Consider the following 17289-nt stretch of genomic DNA (forward strand, 5'->3'; position numbering starts at 1 on the left):
ACCGGAGCGAGGGCACGGGCCTCGTGGGGCGCGAGGTGGCCCATTCCGGAGTGAGCCTCCGCGGCAACGTCCGCGGCGGTGCCCACGAGCATGAAGCGGCTGGGCCACGCGAGCCGCCGCCCGGCGCAGTCCACTGCGCCGCGGAGCGTGAGCAGAGTGCGCCGCGTGAGCTCCTGGACCGGCGCGGGACCGTAGCTCGGAATGAGCTGCTGAGCCGAGCGCGACGACGTGTGGTAGGCGAGGCTCTGCTCCGCCTCCACGAGGGCCACGCGACACTTTCCAGCGAGTTCGGAGGCGAGGGATAGGCCTGCGATGCCGCCTCCCACGATCAGGACGTCGACGTCGTGGGTGCTGTCCGTTGTGGCCATGCGGCCACCATACCGCGCGCATTCCGGCCCGTCCCGGGCACCGAAACGGCGGTGCCTAACAACCTTTCCACAACCGCCCAACAATGGCGCCTAAGATTTCCACATGCGGTAAGTAGCACTTGACAGTGGGGTCTTCGGGACGCAAGGATCGCAGTGTGGCTCAAGGGAAGCCACGCCCAACTCACAACTACGGGGGTACCTGTGACCACTCAAGCAATCTCGCCGAACGCTTCCTTCGCTCCGCGCCTGCTGAGCACCGGAGGACGCACTGAAGAGCAGGCCGACTGGGCCATCATTGGCGCCGTCGCCGGCATTGCTGGCGTCGGCCTCGGCGTCGTCGCCTACATCTGTGGCGTGTGCCAGGCCCGCTCGTTCGACGCCTGCATGCACGCCGTCCGCAACTACTGGGGCTCTGGCTGCTGACCATGGTCGCGCTGCCGGGTGCCGGGGACGTCCGGCGGAATGCCGTGGTGACCCTGGCACCCGGTGTCCTCCTGAGCGGTACGACGCTCAACGACGTCGACGGGCAGGTGTACGAGCTCGACCAGGACGGGGCTGCGCTGTGCGCGGTCTTCGCCGAACCCGCCGACGTTGAGACCGTCGTCGAGGGGCTCTCCCGGCTGAGGGAGACCCCGCCGGCAAGCCTCGCCGGTCCGATATGGGAGTTTGTGGAGGACCTATCCTCAAGGGGGCTCCTCTCGGTGAGCGAATCCTTCTCGTCGGAGCGTGCAGCCCGGCTGGCTGAACTGCCAGGGCGCACCTTCACTGCGCTCACGGCTGGCGCCCTTCCGGCAAGCGAAGTCCGCCGATCGCTCCGCCGCTATCCCGGAACGATCACTGGGCTCGCGAGAGCGGGCCTCGAGGCCCATCAGGCGACGGCATGGATCGGGGTCGCGCTCGTGGTCGCCGCCGCCGGGCTCGCCTTCGCCCTCTCTCCCACCGATTCCACTCGGGGTGTGGGCGTCCGCACCGCATGTCTGCTCTTGTCCGGATATTTCACCTTGCTTCTCGCGAACATGTTCATTCACGAATCGGCCCATCTCGTCGCCGCGCGCCTCGGCAAATGCACGGTCTACGGCGTGTATTGCCGTCCGTCCGGAATGGGAATCTCCTACACGACCGCCTCTGAACCGCGCCGGCTGGCCGTCACCGCCGCGGGACCACTCGCGGCGCTCGCACTCGACCTCGCGGTCATGGCCGCCATCGTCCTCGGCCCCGGCATCATCTGGAGTGCTGCCGGAATCGACCAGCTTCGCCTCTCGGCGTTCGCGGGCGTGGCGGCCCTCGCCGCGTTCCAAGCCGTCTGCCTGACCCCGCTGGCCAGAGACGGCCGGAACATCGCCACATCGCTCAGAGCCATCGTCAGGAAGGAGACCGCCCGTGCTTGAGATCCGGGGCCTCCGAGCGTCCTATCAGGGCTTCGCGCTCGGTCCAGTGACTGCGACCGTCCATACGGGAGAATTCGCAACGCTCGTCGGAACCAACGGATCCGGGAAGAGCACCCTCCTGCGGAGCATCCTCGGGCTCCAAAAGCTCGACGGCGGCGCCGCGACGTGGGACGGTCTGCCAGTTCCCGAGCGAAACCCGGCGCTCCTTTCGCTCATTGGCTACGTGAGCGACTCACCCAAAGACGTGCTCCCCGAGTTCACGGCCCACGAGTATTGGAGCTACTGCCGGATCGCCCACGAACGAGCCCGGCGCGAACGCCTGGACGCCGGGATGGATCGGGCCGAGTTCCTCGCGGAGCGGCTCGACTTCCCGCTCGGCCAGAAGAGCCCGCTCGGCGCGCTGAGCCTTGGAACGACGCGGAAGGCTCAGATCATCGGCGCGCTCCTCGCTGAGCCGGAACTGGTCGTCCTCGACGAGCCGTTCATCGGTCTGGATTTCATCGCGGCACGGGCCTTGGAGAGTCTTCTCCGAGAGCTGGTCGCCAGCGGGACCACGGTGCTGGCCTCGAGCCACGACCTCGACCTGACGTCCCGGGTCGCGGACCAGCTCATCGTGCTCCATGCGGGGAGCATCGTGCTCGATCGGCCGGTCTCCGAACTCGGCGGCTCGGAGGGGCTTGAGCCGGCCATCGTCGAGGCACTCCGGCTCCATCGCGGGGCCACCCTGCCGTGAGCCTCGTCCTTCCAACACTCCGTCTCGTGTATCGACGCGTTTTCGGCGGGATGACCACGGCATGGTCGCGCGCCGCCCGCGCGGCCGCGGTCGGCGCGATCGTCTGTTTGATCGAAGGCCTCGCCATCGGGGAGGCGCGCCGGCAGACGACGGCGAACGAGACCATGAGCGCGTTCGTCCCGCCCCTTGTGGCCATCTTGGTCTACCTTGCCGGCGGCAGCATCGTGCTCCTCTCGGTGGCGGCGCGAGACACCTCGGGGAACACCCGCGGGGCGCTCCTGACCCTCCCGCTCTCGAGGATCGCCACGGCCCTTCTCGAGTGGATCCCGGTCTTGGCGACCGCGCTGGTCCTGCTCGGCCTCGCCATCACCCCGTCCGCGACGGCGCTCATCGCCGCCCAGTACCCGCCCGCGGCCGCCGTGGGGCTCATCGTCACGGCACTCGCCGCCGGCGCGGGGACGGGAGCGCTCGTCCTGTCTGGGGTCTCCCTAGCGCTGAGGGGCTCGACGTGGACTGCGGTGCGGTATCCACTGGCCGTGCTCGTCTGGGCGGCCATCGCGACGGCCGCGATCTGGCGGAGCTTCGGGCAGTCGGGGTCCGCCGAGCCCGCGGTCGGCGACCTCGCACTCGTCCTCCCTCCCATCGTCCGGCAAGCCGGATTCGGTGAGCCGATCGAGCCGTGGGTCGCCGGCCTCGCGGCGCTCGGCGGTCTGCTCGTGGTTGGCTTCGTTGTCCCGTGGGCCATCGGGGGCCAAATGGCCAGCCGTCTGCGCCTCATCCGTCGGGGGTGGAACGGCGGGGCGAAGTCCTCCCTCATGGTGGGCGAGCTCGTCTACTCAACCCGCAACGCGACACTCGTGGCCAACGCCATCGCCGCGGCGGTGCTCGTCCTCGGGCTGTGTGTTCTGCTCGCTTCCGTGCCCTCCCCAGTGAGGCAACCGCTCCTGGCGCCCGTCCTGATCGTCGCCGCGTGCCTCGTCGGCTCGGTCACACGGCAGCAGCGCTCGGTGTTTCCCGCGAGGCGACCACCGCAGCAGCTCATCAATCTCGAGGGCGGACCATGGGTCGCGCGCCAGTTCGGGATTGCCATGCTCTGGTTCGGCGGCCTGTATGCCCCTCCCCTCGTGACAGCCCTGTGGATCGGGCTCCCGCCCGGGACCGTGTGGAGCGGGTGGGCCACGGCGGGAGCATCCGCGTTCGCAATCAGCGCGCTCGCCGGCTGGATTCTCCCGTTTCCGCTCGACAACGCCCCCGGTCAGCTGCTCGCGTCGGTGGCCACGGTTTCCGCCGCCGGAGCTGTCGGCTCGTTCGCCGTGGACGTCAGCTCAAGCTCGCCGTTGCTCTCGCTCGCGCTCTGCCTGTGCGCGCTCATCGTCCCAGCGGGCGCGGCGGTCGCCGCCGAACAGCGCCGGTGGGCGGCAGGCTGAGCTCCGCACCTCGAAGCAGACAAGAACAATCAAGGGGGACCAACGTGAAGGACAAGACCGTGAGGGCCTGGAAGTGGTACAGCGTCGCATCGGTCCTGGTGTGGGTGGGCGCCCTGGCGATAGGCGCAATCGCCTTCGTGACGGCAAGCGAAGCTGCGCGCGCCTCGGCGCAGGACGGAACATTCCTCCAGCAGTTCCTTGGGGCGCCGCTGTTCGAAGGGTTCCGGCTGGCCGGCAGGTTCGGAGTCCGGCCGCAGTGGGGCCTCGTGCTCCTCGTCGTTGTCCCGTTCTGCGCGACAGCCGCCCTCACGGCACTCCAGGTGCGTCGGTTCGTCAGGGGCAATCGTGCTTGACGCCCTGGCGTGGGTCACGGCGGCTGCCCTTCTGGGCGTCACTGAGCTCGCGTTCGCGGCGCGGGGCGGCCGCGGGGCGCCCACGGAGGCCGTGGCCATGGACCACGTCATGAAGGCCGCCACCATCCTGAGCTTCCTCGGCCCTGCTCTCATGGCGCCCCTGATGGCGAGGCCGCTGCCCGTCGTCGTGGGAGCTGGCTTCGCGCTGGCCTTGGGTGGCGTAGCGGTCCGGCTCGCGGCGATGGTGACTCTCAGGAGCCGCTACCGGCTCACGCCCCAGCGCCAGTCGTCGGACCATTACCTCGTGACGCGCGGCCCGTATGCCGTCGTGCGCCACCCGGGTTACGTGGGGATTCTGGCCGCGCTCTCGGGCATGGCGCTCACCGCCGCAGGCGCGGGAGGGCTTGTCTTCGTGGTGCCCGTGGCGGCGTTCTGCGCCCTGCGGATCGCGGGAGAGGAGCGGCTTCTCGGCGAGGAATTCGACAGCGACTTCAGCGATTACTGCCGCGCCGTGCGGTGGAGGTTGGTCCCATGGCTGTACTAGACCAACGCCCCGACCCGCTCGACGATCCCGAGTTCGAACTCGTCCTCCTGCGCGCGCGGGAGGTTGGCGCCCGGACCACGGCCCGGCGCCGACTCGAAGGGCTCATTCCCGCCGCCATCATTGCCGGGACTTTCGTGCTCAGCGTCCTCGCCGCGGTGCTCGGCGTGCCGTGACCTCCACGGTCAGTGCCGCGACGGCCCCCTACCCAACGACCGCCGAGCGCGCGGCGACGAACGCCGCCACGGCGGTTTCGACGTCGTCCGCGGTGTGCGCGGCGGAGAGCTGGACCCGGATCCGCGCGAGGCCCTTCGGCACCACGGGGTACGAGAACGCCGTGACGTAGACGCCGTGGGCGAGCATCTCGGCCGCGATCCGGCCCGCGAGCGCGGCGTCCCCGAACATGACCGGGACGATCGCGTGCTCGCCCGGGAGCAGCTCGAAGCCCTCCTCCACCATGCGCCGGCGGAACAGCCCGGCGTTCTCGAAGAGCCGCTCGCGCAGCTCGCCGGAGCCGGCCACAAGGTCGAGCGCCCGCAGGGTTGCGGCGACGATCGAGGGCGCCACGGAGTTGGAGAAGAGGTACGGACGTGCCTTCTGGCGCAGTACCGCCACGATCTCAGCGCGGCCCGCGACGTAACCACCCGACGCACCCCCCAGGGCCTTGCCGAACGTTCCGGTGTAGATGTCGATTCGGTCGGATACCCCGGCATGCTCGGGTGTCCCCGCGCCGGTCGAGCCCATGAAGCCGACCGCGTGGGAATCGTCCACCATGACCATGGCGCCGTAGCGCTCGGCGAGGTCGCAGATCTCCCGTAGGGGCGCGAGGTAGCCGTCCATCGAGAAGACGCCGTCGGTGACGATGAGCGTCCGCCGCGCGCCGACGCCGTCGTTCATCGCCGCGGCCTCGCGAAGGCGCGCCTCGAGCTCGCCCATGTCGCGGTTCGCGTAGCGGAGCCGCGCGGCCTTGCACAGACGGATCCCGTCGATGATCGACGCGTGGTTGAGGGCGTCGGAAATGACGGCGTCCTCAGGCCCGAGCAGCGCCTCGAAGACGCCCCCGTTCGCGTCGAAACAGCTCGAGAACAGAATCGTGCTCTCGGTGCCGAGGAACTCGGAGACGCGGCGCTCGAGCGCGAGGTGGGCGTCCTGGGTTCCGCAGATGAAGCGCACGGACGCCATGCCGAAGCCGCGTTCGTCGAGCGCCCGCTTCGCCGCGGCGATGAGCTCTGGATGATCGGCCAGGCCCAGGTAGTTGTTCGCGCAGAAGTTGAGCACCTCCCCCGCCGGGGCGTCGAGCGGGCCGGCCTGGATGTGGGACGACTGCGGCGAGTCGATGTGCCGCTCCTCCTTGAACGTCCCCGCCGCGCGGATCTCCGCGAGCTCGGCCGCGAGCTGCTCCTTGACGCCTGCGAACATGTATCTACCCTTCTCCTCGTCCTTCAGAACTTCCGCTTTCGCCCTAAACGCCCGACCAGTCCAGCACCACTTTGCCGCCGCGGCCAGAGCGGGCGACGGCGAAGCCCTCCTCCCAGCGCGTGGCCGGGAGGACGTCGGTCACCACGGCCGCGACGTTGCGGTGGAGGACCGGGTCGGAGGAGAGCATTGCGCTCATCGCGTACCAGGTTTCGAACATCTCGCGCCCGTAGATCCCCTTGAGCGTGAGCATGTGGGTGACGATCTTGCCCCAGTCGACCTCGATCGGCTGGGCCGGGAGGCCGAGCATCGCGATGCGGCCGCCGTGGTTCATGTTCTCGATCATCTCGGGCAGCGCCGAGGGGTGGCCGGACATCTCGAAGCCCACGTCGAAGCCCTCGCGCATGCCGAGCTCGCGCTGCGCCTCGCGGACCGTCATGGTCGAGACGTCGACCGCGAGGTCGACCCCCATGCTGCGCGCGAGCTCGAGGCGCGACGCCGACACGTCCGTGATGGCGATCTTGCGGGCGCCGGCGTGACGGGCCACCGAGATGGCCATGAGGCCGATGGGCCCCGCGCCGGTGATGAGCACGTCCTCCCCGACGAGCGGGAAGCTCAGTGCGGTGTGCACGGCGTTGCCGAACGGGTCGAAGATCGCGCCGAGTTCCGGGGTGATCGACGGATCGTGGTGGACCCAGACATTGGTCTCGGGGATCACGACGTACTCGGCGAACGCGCCGTCGCGCTGCACCCCGACGCTCGAAACGTTGATGCACATCTGCCGGCGGCCCGCGCGGCAATTGCGGCACATTCCGCACACGATGTGGCCTTCGCCCGAGACGCGGTCGCCGACCTTGACCTCGCGGACCTCGCTGCCCACCTCGACGACCTCGCCGTAGAACTCGTGGCCAGGGACGAGCGGGACGGAGATCATGGACTGCGCCGTTGCGTCCCACGACTGGATGTGGAGGTCGGTGCCGCAGATGCCGGTCGCGAGGACGCGGATCTTGACGTCGGCGGGCCCGGCCTGTGGCTCGGGGCGCTCGACGAGCTCGAAGCCGGGCTGGGGGCCGGCCTTGAAGAGGGCTTTCATGAGGCCATTCAAGGACAGGCGACGGCTTAGAACAACAGTGGGTGTCTCAAGGGACGGTTTAGGCCGACTTAAGCGATCGAGCTCCGAGTAGCCGCGTCTCAGTGTCACTGCAGAGGGTTATCGTCGGAGGTACGGGCGCCGCGGGGGTCGGGCCCGATCTGGGGGTCTCGGAATGCACTACTCGAAGTTTCGTATGCCCGGCGCCATCTTTGCGGGCTTGCTGTGCATCGGCTGTCTGGTCGTGACCGCGGTATTTCCCGGGAGGTACCCGTGGGTGGCTTGGACGACCGCTGGACTCGCCTTGGCGTCCCTCCTCGCGGTCGGCGTCTTGAGCCTCAGACCGCGTCTCGGCGGCGCGCTGTTCGCAGTCGCGGGGCTGAGCGGCGCCGTTTTCAAGTCGGCGAGCGGCTTCCAGATGCCGACCGAGCTTGCCGTCTGGGCCTGGATCATCGTGGCGCTAGCCATGGCAACGTTGGGCCTCGTCGAGCATGCCGACGACCGGGCCGGCCCATGCGTCGACCCGTGAGCGCGCCGGACGGGCGAAAAATCTGTCAAAAGATACAGCTCAATATCAAATATTGAAATTCTCTGAAATCTTTTGGATCTCATGGAGCCGCGTGGACCTCGCCCTGAACCCCTTCGCGCCCGGCTCCGGAGTCCCGGCACGTACCAAGGTTTAGCCGTGGATCGACATTGAGGCCAACCATTTAGAATCCCTACATGGATGTCCGGCAGTTGCAGATCCTCCGCGAGCTCGGGGAGCTCGGGAGCGTCAAGGCCGTTGCCGAGGAACTGCTCGTCACGCCGTCGGCAGTGTCGCAGCAGCTCGCCCTCCTGACCCGCAGCGCAGGCGTGCCCCTCACCCGCAAGGAGGGGCGCTCCCTCGTCCTCACGGACCCCGGCAAGGTGCTCGCGGAGGCGGGCGGCGCCGTCGTCCGCGCGATGGCCGACGCGCGCGCGGCCATCGGCGTCTACCACGACGATCCGGCGGGGACGGTCTCAGTGAGCGCGTTCCACTCGGCGGGCCAGGCCCTGTTCGGCCGCCTCGCGGCGCGCCTCGCCGCGGGAACGGACGACGGCGCCGCACCTCGCCTCAGGTTGGCTGACGAGGACGTCCCGCAGCACGGCTTCCCAGCGCTCACGGCCCGCTACGACCTCGTGCTCGCGCACCGGATGGCGCACAGCGAGGAGTGGCCGCTCGACCGGCTCGTCGTGGTCCCGCTCGTGCGGGAGCCGTTCGACGTCGCGCTCCCGCTGGGCCATCCGCTCGCGGCGCGGCCCTCGCTCACCGCGGACGACGTCGCAGGCGAGTCGTGGGTCTCGAGCCGGCCGGGCTACTCCCCCGCGGACGTGCTCGCGGCCATCGGCGCGGTGGCCAGCCGCGCACCCGAGGTGGCGCACCGGATCAACGACTATTCGACGGTCGCCGCAGTCGTGGCGGGCGGAGGAGTCCTCGGGCTGCTCCCCCGCTACACCGCCGCGATCGGCCTGCCGCCCGGCGTCGTGCTCCGCCCGCTCGAGGGCATCGGGACACGACGCAGCATCGACCTCCTGATCCGACCGGAGAACGCGCGGCGGCGCTCCGTTCGCGCGGTGGCCGACGCGCTGCGCGGCCTCGTCGGGGAGCTCGTCGCGGAGGCGGAGTCGCGGGCCCGCGCGTCAGCCAAGGGGCCCGCCGCGGGCTAGGACGTGCTCGACGGCGACGGCGAAGGCTTCGAGGTGGACGGCGCCGACGGCTTGGGGGACTGCGTGCCGGGCGACTGTGCCCCCTGCCCGCGCTCATGGCGCTGGCCGAAGCCCTGCCGGATCTCCTTGCCGGGGAACGGGCCCTTCTTGACCTGCTGCGCGACGTAGTCGCTGCCGGACTGCACGGCCCGAACCATGACGGTGTCGCCCTTGGCGAGGTCGCCAGACTTGATGGCCGCACCCTTGGGCTCGGCCTGCGACAGGAAGCGCGTCGAGCTGTTGAGCGTGTAGCTCTGGGTGAAGCCGTCGTCGCTCTTGATCGTCACCTTCGTGTCGCTCACGTCGGTGACGGTGCCGCGCTGCACGAACACGGTCTCGATGGTGCCGTCGGCCTTCTTGACGGTCATCTGGCCATGAAGCGTCTCGGCACCCACTTGGCCGGCGCCGGGCTTACCGACATGGTGACCGGGCTGGGCGCTTGCGCTCGCGCTCGGGGCGGGCGACGGCGAGTTGGTCGCGTTCGCCGCCCAAGCGGCGGCGCCCCCCACTCCGGCGAGACCCACGACGACGGCGCCCACCACGAGCCCGCGGCGCACGTGTCGGCGCGGCGGGAGCTGCGATGTCGGTGGGGTCGGGGGAACGGGTGGGTAGGTGTTGCTCATGACTCCATGATCCCGCGACACGCCGGGGAACAAGCGGATCCTCAGGCACTCGGTGGAAGATTCACAGACCTAACACAGGTCGGGACGGCACGCGCTCGCCTCAGTTCTCGAAGAGACAGAACGGGTGGCCCGCGGGGTCGAAGAACACGATGACGTCCTCCTGCGGCTGGTGCTCGGCACGCGTCGCCCCGCATTCCTTGGCGTGGGCCGCGGCCTTCTCGAGGTTCTCGACCTTGAGGTCGAGGTGCATCATCATCTGCTGCCGGCCGGGCCGCTCCGGCCACACGGGTCTCTGGAAGTCCTCCTCGAGCTGGAACGAGAGCTTCGGCCCGCCGCCTGGGTCGAGCACCGTGGCCCACTCCCGCTCATCGTCGCCGAGTTCCCAGCCGAGGAGATTGGCGTAGAAGCGGGCGAGCCGCTGCGGATCCGGGGCGCCCAGGACGGTGGCATGCAGGCTGATGGGGGTCTTCATGCGCTCAGAGTAGGACGACGGCGGGCGGGGGCGGGAGGGCGCGACCCGAGCAAGCCTTACGTCCTGGATCTGACATCTCGGACTTCGCGAGGCTGGATGTGGGTGAGCGTGTCGAGCGGCACGGCCCCTGCGATCGTCCGGAGCACCCGGTCTCGTGCGCGCGAGAAGTCTTCGTCGGAGAGGGCGCGAAGCGCCGCGTCGAGGCGCAGCATCGCCAAGCCGTGGCAGCACGACCAGACGACGAGCGGATCCCATGGGTCGACCGATGCGCCGCCGGTCGTATCCGCGAGGTCCTGAAGCGTGGCGACCAGCAGGTTGTAGCCCCCGTCGCCCGCGCTCCCGCGCGCACGTTCGGATGGGGTGAGCAGCTCCTCGATCTGCTCGCCGCTGAAGAAGACCGCCCGGTAGAGGCCGGGGTTGCCCGTCGCAAAGTCCACGTAGGCCTCGCACGCTGCCAGCAGCCGAGCACGCGCGGCCGATCCATCGACCGGGGCCGGGGCCGCCTCGAGCGCAGCGGCGAGGTGGTCTGCGAGCAGGCCGGCCGACTGCTGCGCGACCGCGAGCAGCAACGCCTTGCGGTCGCGAAAATGCCGGTAAGCGGCTGCGGGCGAGACTCCCGCCCGTCGCTGTACCTCGCGAAGCGACACGGAATCAGGCCCGCCTTCCTCGCGAACGATCGCGATGGCCTCCTGCACGAGCCGCTCACCCAGGGGTCTCGAGGCTTCCCTATTGTCTGTTGACACTGCTAACTTCTCCCGTCATGCTGTAAGCAATGCTAACAGTAAGCACTGATAACAAGCCTGAGGAGGCCATCATGAAATTCACCGCACTCACCCTCGAGACCGTCACCGAGTCCGGCACTGGCGCGACAGAATTCAGTTTTGTTCCCAAGCGACCGTTGACCTTCCGGGCCGGACAGGGAGGCCTGATCATCGTTCCCGGCGGCGGCGCGAAGCCGTTCACCTTCGTCTCCGACAACCGGACGGGCCACATCTCGATCGCCACGACACTGCAATCGGGCAGCCGGTTCAAGCGGGCGCTGGCAGGCCTGGGCATCGGCGACCAAGTGCACGCGCTCGGCGCCATCGGTAGCCTGCCGTCCCTCGACCCAGCCGAATCCCAGGTGTTCGTCGCGCAAGGCATCGGCATGACCCCGTTTCTGTCGATTGCCAGATCACGCGATCGCCTGAACGCGACTCTCCTCCACGTCGGCGCCCCGCACTTCTTCGACGAGGTGGCCCGAGCCACCAGCGGCAACGCGGAGCACCACCATCACCGCGAGAGCCTGAAGGAGGCAGTGCGCCGCACGATCATCGACCGGCCAGCAGCCCATTGGTTCCTGTCTGGACGCCCGGACTTCGTCGCTGCCTGCGCCGTCCAGCTGGCCGACGCAGGGTTGCCTGCCCGCCTCATCCACAAAGACACATTCTGGGGCATGCGCACAACCACCCCCGGCTACGAGCTCGCCCACGCCTGACCGACGGCGAGCCGGTCAGGCCAACAAGAACAGGAGCCCGTCATGACATTCGTCAACACCGTCCTCGGCTCGCTGCACGTCGACGACCGGGGTGAACCAGACCAGCCCACAGCGATCATGTGGCCCAGCCTGTTCACCGATCACCGTATGTGGCGCCATCAGATCGCCGCCCTGCGTGATGCAGGCTGGCGGACGCTCGCGCTCGATCCACCCGGACACGGGCTGAGCCCCGGTCCGGGGCGCCCCTTCACCATGGACGAGTGCGCGGAGGCGGCCCTCCAAGTCATGGACGCCACCGGCGTCCGCGCTCCGGCCGTCGCCATCGGCACGTCGTGGGGCGGGTTCGTCGCGCCGAGGATCGCGACGCTCGCACCGCAACGCCTCCGCGGAATGGTCCTGTTCAACACCTCGGCCGAACGGCCTACCCGGTTCCAGCGAAGCAGGGCGTCGCTGCTGACCAAGCTCATGGCGGTCGGCCCGCTCGACAGGGCGACGGCCCGCATGATCGTGGCGGGACTGCTCGCGCCACAAACTCAGCGCCGAGAGCCCGGGCTCGGAGCCGAGCTTGCGGAACGGTTCCTCGCGTGGGATCGCCGCCGCTTCATCGCCACCGTACGTTCCGTACTGGTCCACCGGGATTCGGTTCTCGGTGCACTGCCAGAAGTCAACGTGCCAGCGGTCATCGTGTCCGGCAAGGAGGACCACACCCTGCCCGCAGTCCACAGCCGGCGAATGGCGCAGGCGCTGCCAAACGTCCGCCGCATCGAAGTCTCCGGCGCCGCTCATCTGGTCCCCTTGGAAGCACCGCAGGAGGCCAACCGGCTCATCCTCGACTTCCTGGAAGATCTCCCCCGGGCGTAGGCGCCTCCGCCGGGCCATCCACGTCCCGAGTGAAAGAAAGAGCCGCGGGGTCCACCTTGGACCCCGCGGCTCCTTTTCGCGCCTGCCGTCTCGCGCTACGCGCTGACGCCGAGCCTCTCAAGGATGAGCTCCCTCACGCGGCCGGCGTCGGCCTGGCCGCGCGTGGCCTTCATGACCCCGCCCACGATCGCGCCGACGGCCTGGACCTTGCCGCCGCGGATCTTGTCGGCGACGTCGGGCTGGGCCGCGAGGGCAGCGTCGATCGCCTCGAGGAGGGGGCCGTCGTCGGACACGAGAACGAGCCCGCGGGCCTCCATGACCTGGGTCGGCGTGCCCTCGCCGGCGATGACGCCGTCGAGCACCTGCCCGGCCATCTTGTTGTTGAGCTTGCCGCCCTCGACGAGGCCGTTGAGCTCGACGATCGCGCCCGCGCTCACGCCGAGCTCCGCCGGGTCGACGTCGGCGACCTTCGCGCGGCCCACGATCTCGCCCATCCACCACTTGCGGGCCGCGGCCGCCGAGGCGCCCGCGGAAATGGTCTCCTCGATCGCGTCCATGACGCCCGCGTTGACGACGTCGCGGAACTCCGGATCGGAGTAGCCCCACGCGGCCTTGAGGCGCTTGCGGCGCTCGGCCGGCGGCTCGGGGAGCTGCGCGCGCAGCGACTCGACCCACTCGTGGCTCGCGTGGATCGGAACGAGGTCCGGCTCGGGGAAGTAGCGGTAGTCGTCGGCGTCGCTCTTCGGGCGCCCCGCCGTCGTCGTCCGCGTGTCCTCGTGCCAGTGGCGCGTCTCCTGGGTGACCCTCTCCCCCGCCGCGAGGACCGCCGCGTGGCGCTGGATCTCGAAGCGCACGGCGTGCTCGACGGACCGCAGCGAGTTGACGTTCTTCGTCTCGGAGCGGATGCCGAACTTCGTGGCGCCCTTCGGCATGAGTGAGACGTTCGCGTCGCAGCGGACATTGCCGCGCTCCATGCGCGCGTCGGACACTCCGAGGTTCTTGACGATCTCGCGGATCGCCGCGACGTACGCGCGGGCCAGCTCGGGTGCGCGGCGGCCGGCGCCCACGATCGGCTTCGTGACGATCTCGACGAGCGGGACGCCCGCCCGGTTGTAGTCCACGAGCGAGTACTCGGCGCCCTGGATTCGGCCCGCCGCACCGCCGAGGTGGGTGAGCTTGCCGGCGTCCTCCTCCATGTGCGCGCGCTCGATCTCGACGCGGAACACCTCGCCGTCCTCGAGCTCGATGTCGATCCAGCCGTCGTGGGCGATCGGCTCGTCGTACTGCGAGGTCTGGAAGTTCTTCGGGGTGTCCGGGTAGAAGTAGTTCTTCCGGGCGAAGCGGCACGATTCGGCGATCTCGCAGTTGAGCGCGAGGCCGATCTTGATCGACGACTCGACGGCGGCCTTGTTGACCACGGGGAGGACGCCGGGGAGGCCCAGGTCCACCTCGTTGACGTTCGTGTTCGGGTCGTCGCCGAAGGCGTTCGGCGCCGAGGAGAACATCTTGGTCTTCGTGTTGAGCTCCACGTGGACCTCGAAGCCGAGGACCGGGTCGAACTGCTCCATGGCCTCGTCGAAGGTCAGGGTTGCGTCAGCCATCTACTTCACACCTCCGAGCACAGGGGCCTTGGCGAGCAGGGGGCCGCCCCACTGCGCCTCGAGCAGGGACTCCAGCGCGGCGCCCACGCGGTACAGGCGGGCGTCCTCGCGGGCCGGGGCGAGGAGCTGGATGCCGACGGGCAGGCCGTCCTCGTCCGCGAGGCCGCCCGGGAGCGAGAGGCCGGGGACACCGGCGAGGTTCGCCGGGATCGTCGCGACGTCATTGAGGTACATGGCCAGCGGGTCGTCGAGCTTCTCGCCGAGCTTGAACGCCGTGGTCGGCGCGGTCGGCGAGATGAGCAGGTCCGCCTGCGCGAACGCGGCGTCGAAGTCACGCTGGATGAGGGTGCGGACCTTCTGCGCCGAGCCGTAGTAGGCGTCGTAGTAGCCGGCGGAGAGCGCGTACGTGCCGAGGATGATGCGGCGCTTGGCCTCCGCACCGAACCCGGCCGCGCGCGTGGCGCCCATGACGCGCTCGATCGTGAGCGGGCCGTCCTTCGGCAGGACGCGCAGGCCGTAGCGCACGCCGTCGAACTTCGCGAGGTTCGAGGAGACCTCGGACGGCATGATGAGGTAGTAGGCGCCGAGCGCGTACTTGAAGTTCGGGCACGAGACCTCGACGATCTGAGCGCCAGCGCCGCGGAGCAGCTCGACGGCGTCGCTGAAGCGCGCCTCGACTCCGGGCTGGAAGCCCTCCCCGCCGAGCTCCTTGACGATGCCGATCCGGAGGCCCTCGACGCTGCCGTTGCGGGCCGCGGCGGCGAGCGTGTCGAACGAGTCGGTGAGCGAAGTCGAATCGAACGGGTCGTGGCCCCCGATGAGCTCCTGGAGCAGCGCGGCGTCGAGCACCGAGCGAGAGACCGGGCCGATCTGGTCGAGGCTCGAGGCCATCGCGATCGCGCCGTACCGGGACACCGCGCCGTACGTGGGCTTCACGCCGACCGTGCCGGTCACGGCACCGGGCTGGCGGATCGAGCCGCCCGTGTCGGTGCCGAGCGCGAGCGGGGCCTCAAAGGCTGCGACGGCGGCCGCTGAGCCGCCGCCGGAGCCGCCGGGGATGCGGTCGAGGTCCCACGGATTGTGGGTCGGGCCGAACGCCGAGTGCTCGGTCGAGGAGCCCATCGCGAACTCGTCGAGGTTCGTCTTGCCGAGCATCGGGAGCTTCGCAGCCCGGATCTTCTTGATGACCGTCGCGTCGTAGGGGCTCATCCAGCCCTCGAGGATGCGGGAGCCCGCCGTCGTCGGCTGACCCACCGTGACGATGAGGTCCTTGATGGCGATCGGCACGCCGGCCAGCGGATGGAGGGCCGCGGCGTCGTCCCCGCCCGCGGCGCGGATCGCGTCGACCCCGCGGGCGACGGCGAGCGCCTCCTCGGTGTTGACATGCAGGAACGCGTGGACCTGCGGGTCGACCTCGCCGATGCGGTCGAGGTGAGCCTGGGTGACCTCCTCGGAGGAGACCTCCTTGGCGGAAAGCTTCTCGGCCAGCTGCGCGGCCGTGCTCGTGATGAGCTCGTTCATGTAGGTGCTCACTCCTCGTCCAGGATGGCCGGGACCCTGAAGCGGTCTTCCTCAGCGTCGGGGGCGCCGGACAGCGCCTCGGCGGGCGTGAGCACGTGGCCCACGGTGTCCTCGCGGAAGACGTTGCTGAGCGCGATCGGGTGCGACGTGGCCGGGACGTCGGGGCCGGCGGCCTCGCTTACCGACTTGACGGCATCGACGATGTGGGCCAGCTCGCCCGCCATCCTGTCCAGTTCCTCTGCACTCATCTCGATGCGCGCCAGCTGCGCCAAATGCGCAACGTCGTCACGAGTGATCTCAGCCATGGATCTCCCCTGTGCGGTGGTTAGGTATCGCCGTCCAGTCTAGTGCGGCGCGGCGGACGACGGCGGCGGGCGGCTTTCGACGGGCGCTCGAAGGCTTCCGGTCAACTTCCCGAATCAAGGTCGGTCAAATCTGGCTTGATTCCCGGGGAAGCCGGTTTCGGACCCTTATAGGACGGTTTGGAAGTGCTCGACGGTCGGGAAAGGCTCGTAGAACCGATGAAGCAAAGCCCGCCACCGCTCGTATCCCGCGGACTGGCGGAACCCTTCGGTGTGGTGCTCGATGGTGTCCCATTCCACCAGAAGGAGGTACAGATTCGGAGACTCCACGGATCTAGAGAGCGAGAGGCTTCGGAATCCGGGCATGCCGCTGATGATCGGGCGCGCTTCACGGAAGGCCGCCTCGAACGCCCGCTCCTGGCCGGGGATCACGGGGAGCACCGCATGTTCAGTAATCACACGACCAGACTTGCACAAGTCGCGCTTGATTCCCGCAGCGCGGGCGGGAGGCTCAGAGTACCTTGCGGTAGACGGGGAGCATGATGTCCGTCTCGGGGATGGGCCAGTCGAGCTCGGGGGCGCGCTCGTAGCCGAGGCGCGGATAGAGCGCGTTCGGCGCCTCCCAGCCCTCGCCCGTGGTGAGGACGACGGCGGTCGCCCCCGCCCGCCGTGCCCGCGCCTCGACCTCGGCGACGAGGGCGCTCCCCGCGCCGCTGCGCTGCACGGCAGGGTCCACGACGAGGAGGCGGAACTCGAATTCGCCCTCGCGGGCCACCTGCTCGAAGCCGTCGCCGTAGGCCATGAGCGTGACCGAGCCGACGATCCGCCCGCCGCGCTCTGCCACGAGGACCGTGCCGCGTGCGGCCCGATACCCGACGTCCGCGATCTGCCGCATGTACGGGTGCTCCGCGTCGGCAAAGTATCCGGCACCGAGATAGGCGGACCACGTGATGCGGGCGATCTCGGCGTAGTCGGCCTCGGTCGCTTCCCTGACGGTCAGGGACGTGCTGCGTGCGCTCACGGACGGCTCATTCGACCGGGAAGCGGCCGGAGAACTCGATGCCGCCCGCGCATGTCCACGAAGCGAGCCGCTCGACGTCGGTCGGGCCGCCGTCGAGCGGGCTCGTGAGCTGGGGACGCCGGACCCAGCATCCCGCCTCCTCGGCGATGAGGGCGCCGGCGGCGAAGTCGTGCTCATTGAGGCCGCGCTCGCCGTACGCGTCGTGCGTTCCATCGGCCACGAGGCACAGGTCGAGCGCGGCCGAGCCCAGCCGGCGCATGTCTCCGAAGCCGTCCATGAGGCCCGGGAGGAACCGGGCCTGCTCGGCACGGATGCCGGGGTCGTAGCTGAAGCCGGTCGCGAGCAGGGCTGCGCCCGCGGCGTCCCG

23 protein-coding genes are annotated in these 17289 nt (G+C 69.5%); 11 read left to right on the forward strand and 12 right to left on the reverse strand.

The features are described 5' to 3' along the window. Positions 1-368: FAD-dependent oxidoreductase (locus ACLN58_RS08145; RefSeq protein WP_415854764.1), on the reverse strand; the 368-nt coding region annotated here is incomplete at its 3' end. 201 nt (positions 369-569) lie between these two features. Between ACLN58_RS08145 and ACLN58_RS08150 the strand changes: the two genes are divergently transcribed. The 7 genes from ACLN58_RS08150 to ACLN58_RS08180 are packed head-to-tail and all read left to right on the forward strand — an operon-like array spanning position 570 to position 4986. Then, on the forward strand, positions 570-791 hold the full coding sequence (locus tag ACLN58_RS08150; protein WP_415854765.1) for a hypothetical protein: 222 nt from the start codon (positions 570-572) through the stop codon (positions 789-791). A gap of 2 nt (positions 792-793) precedes the next feature. Then, positions 794-1756 carry a hypothetical protein gene (locus ACLN58_RS08155; protein WP_415854766.1) on the forward strand — a complete coding sequence of 321 codons (963 nt, stop codon included), beginning with the start codon at positions 794-796 and terminating at the stop codon, positions 1754-1756. Next, entirely contained in the window at positions 1749-2489 is a 741-nt protein-coding gene (locus tag ACLN58_RS08160; protein ID WP_415854767.1) for an ATP-binding cassette domain-containing protein, read from the forward strand. Before ACLN58_RS08155 ends, ACLN58_RS08160 begins: the two co-directional genes overlap by 8 nt. A gap of 26 nt (positions 2490-2515) precedes the next feature. Continuing rightward, complete coding sequence (locus ACLN58_RS08165) at positions 2516-3916, forward strand: hypothetical protein (RefSeq protein WP_415854768.1); 1401 nt, start codon at positions 2516-2518, stop codon at positions 3914-3916. Positions 3917-3960: 44 nt separating this feature from the next. Next, positions 3961-4269, forward strand: a complete 309-nt coding sequence (locus tag ACLN58_RS08170; protein ID WP_415854769.1) for a transcriptional regulator — start codon at positions 3961-3963, stop codon at positions 4267-4269. Next, entirely contained in the window at positions 4262-4813 is a 552-nt protein-coding gene (locus tag ACLN58_RS08175) for a methyltransferase family protein (RefSeq protein WP_415854770.1), read from the forward strand. The genes ACLN58_RS08170 and ACLN58_RS08175 overlap by 8 nt, the downstream gene beginning before the upstream one ends. Next, positions 4801-4986: a hypothetical protein gene (locus ACLN58_RS08180; RefSeq protein WP_415854771.1), complete on the forward strand. Its 186-nt coding sequence runs from the start codon at positions 4801-4803 to the stop codon at positions 4984-4986. The genes ACLN58_RS08175 and ACLN58_RS08180 overlap by 13 nt, the downstream gene beginning before the upstream one ends. Positions 4987-5014: 28 nt before the next feature. On the opposite strand, the gene ACLN58_RS08185 is transcribed toward ACLN58_RS08180, so the two are convergent. Together ACLN58_RS08185 and tdh are read right to left on the reverse strand one after the other, a co-directional pair. Then, positions 5015-6229, reverse strand: a complete 1215-nt coding sequence (locus ACLN58_RS08185; protein WP_415854772.1) for a glycine C-acetyltransferase — start codon at positions 6227-6229, stop codon at positions 5015-5017. A 43-nt stretch (positions 6230-6272) separates the two neighbouring features. Beyond that, the gene (gene tdh / locus ACLN58_RS08190) at positions 6273-7319 is read right to left on the reverse strand and encodes an L-threonine 3-dehydrogenase (RefSeq protein WP_415854773.1); all 1047 of its coding nucleotides are present in this window, start codon (positions 7317-7319) and stop codon (positions 6273-6275) included. A 274-nt stretch (positions 7320-7593) separates the two neighbouring features. On the opposite strand from tdh, the gene ACLN58_RS08195 reads away from it, so the two are divergent. After that, positions 7594-7845, forward strand: coding sequence for a hypothetical protein (locus ACLN58_RS08195; protein WP_415854774.1), 252 nt, complete (start codon positions 7594-7596; stop codon positions 7843-7845). A 194-nt stretch (positions 7846-8039) separates the two neighbouring features. Continuing rightward, complete coding sequence (locus ACLN58_RS08200) at positions 8040-9005, forward strand: LysR family transcriptional regulator (protein WP_415854775.1); 966 nt, start codon at positions 8040-8042, stop codon at positions 9003-9005. On the opposite strand, the gene ACLN58_RS08205 is transcribed toward ACLN58_RS08200, so the two are convergent. From ACLN58_RS08205 to ACLN58_RS08215, 3 genes are all read right to left on the reverse strand, one after another. After that, positions 9002-9667: a DUF5666 domain-containing protein gene (locus ACLN58_RS08205; protein ID WP_415854776.1), complete on the reverse strand. Its 666-nt coding sequence runs from the start codon at positions 9665-9667 to the stop codon at positions 9002-9004. The genes ACLN58_RS08200 and ACLN58_RS08205 overlap by 4 nt on opposite strands. A 100-nt stretch (positions 9668-9767) precedes the next feature. After that, positions 9768-10139, reverse strand: a complete 372-nt coding sequence (locus ACLN58_RS08210) for a VOC family protein (protein WP_415854777.1) — start codon at positions 10137-10139, stop codon at positions 9768-9770. A gap of 56 nt (positions 10140-10195) precedes the next feature. Beyond that, positions 10196-10882 carry a TetR/AcrR family transcriptional regulator gene (locus ACLN58_RS08215; protein ID WP_415854778.1) on the reverse strand — a complete coding sequence of 229 codons (687 nt, stop codon included), beginning with the start codon at positions 10880-10882 and terminating at the stop codon, positions 10196-10198. A gap of 71 nt (positions 10883-10953) precedes the next feature. On the opposite strand from ACLN58_RS08215, the gene ACLN58_RS08220 reads away from it, so the two are divergent. Then, entirely contained in the window at positions 10954-11616 is a 663-nt protein-coding gene (locus tag ACLN58_RS08220; RefSeq protein WP_415854779.1) for an FAD-dependent oxidoreductase, read from the forward strand. Between the two features lie 42 nt (positions 11617-11658). Further along, entirely contained in the window at positions 11659-12477 is an 819-nt protein-coding gene (locus tag ACLN58_RS08225; protein WP_415854780.1) for an alpha/beta fold hydrolase, read from the forward strand. A 95-nt stretch (positions 12478-12572) separates the two neighbouring features. Here ACLN58_RS08225 and gatB read toward each other — a convergent pair whose 3' ends face one another. From gatB to ACLN58_RS08255, 6 genes are all read right to left on the reverse strand, one after another. After that, positions 12573-14078, reverse strand: a complete 1506-nt coding sequence (gene gatB, locus ACLN58_RS08230; protein WP_415854781.1) for an Asp-tRNA(Asn)/Glu-tRNA(Gln) amidotransferase subunit GatB — start codon at positions 14076-14078, stop codon at positions 12573-12575. Beyond that, positions 14079-15599 carry an Asp-tRNA(Asn)/Glu-tRNA(Gln) amidotransferase subunit GatA gene (gene gatA / locus ACLN58_RS08235; RefSeq protein WP_415854782.1) on the reverse strand — a complete coding sequence of 507 codons (1521 nt, stop codon included), beginning with the start codon at positions 15597-15599 and terminating at the stop codon, positions 14079-14081. Positions 15600-15607: 8 nt separating this feature from the next. Further along, the gene (gene gatC / locus ACLN58_RS08240; protein ID WP_415854783.1) at positions 15608-15904 is read right to left on the reverse strand and encodes an Asp-tRNA(Asn)/Glu-tRNA(Gln) amidotransferase subunit GatC; all 297 of its coding nucleotides are present in this window, start codon (positions 15902-15904) and stop codon (positions 15608-15610) included. 165 nt (positions 15905-16069) lie between these two features. Then, complete coding sequence (locus ACLN58_RS08245) at positions 16070-16360, reverse strand: antibiotic biosynthesis monooxygenase family protein (protein WP_415854784.1); 291 nt, start codon at positions 16358-16360, stop codon at positions 16070-16072. A gap of 52 nt (positions 16361-16412) precedes the next feature. After that, positions 16413-16922, reverse strand: a complete 510-nt coding sequence (locus ACLN58_RS08250; RefSeq protein ID WP_415854785.1) for a GNAT family N-acetyltransferase — start codon at positions 16920-16922, stop codon at positions 16413-16415. Between the two features lie 7 nt (positions 16923-16929). Continuing rightward, positions 16930-17289, reverse strand: a 360-nt coding sequence (locus ACLN58_RS08255) for an inositol monophosphatase family protein (protein ID WP_415854786.1), incomplete at its 5' end; no start/stop codon positions are given.

It is taken from the genome of Sinomonas sp. G460-2 (assembly GCF_047759905.1).
In the GTDB taxonomy this organism is placed as follows: Bacteria; Actinomycetota; Actinomycetes; order Actinomycetales; family Micrococcaceae; genus Sinomonas.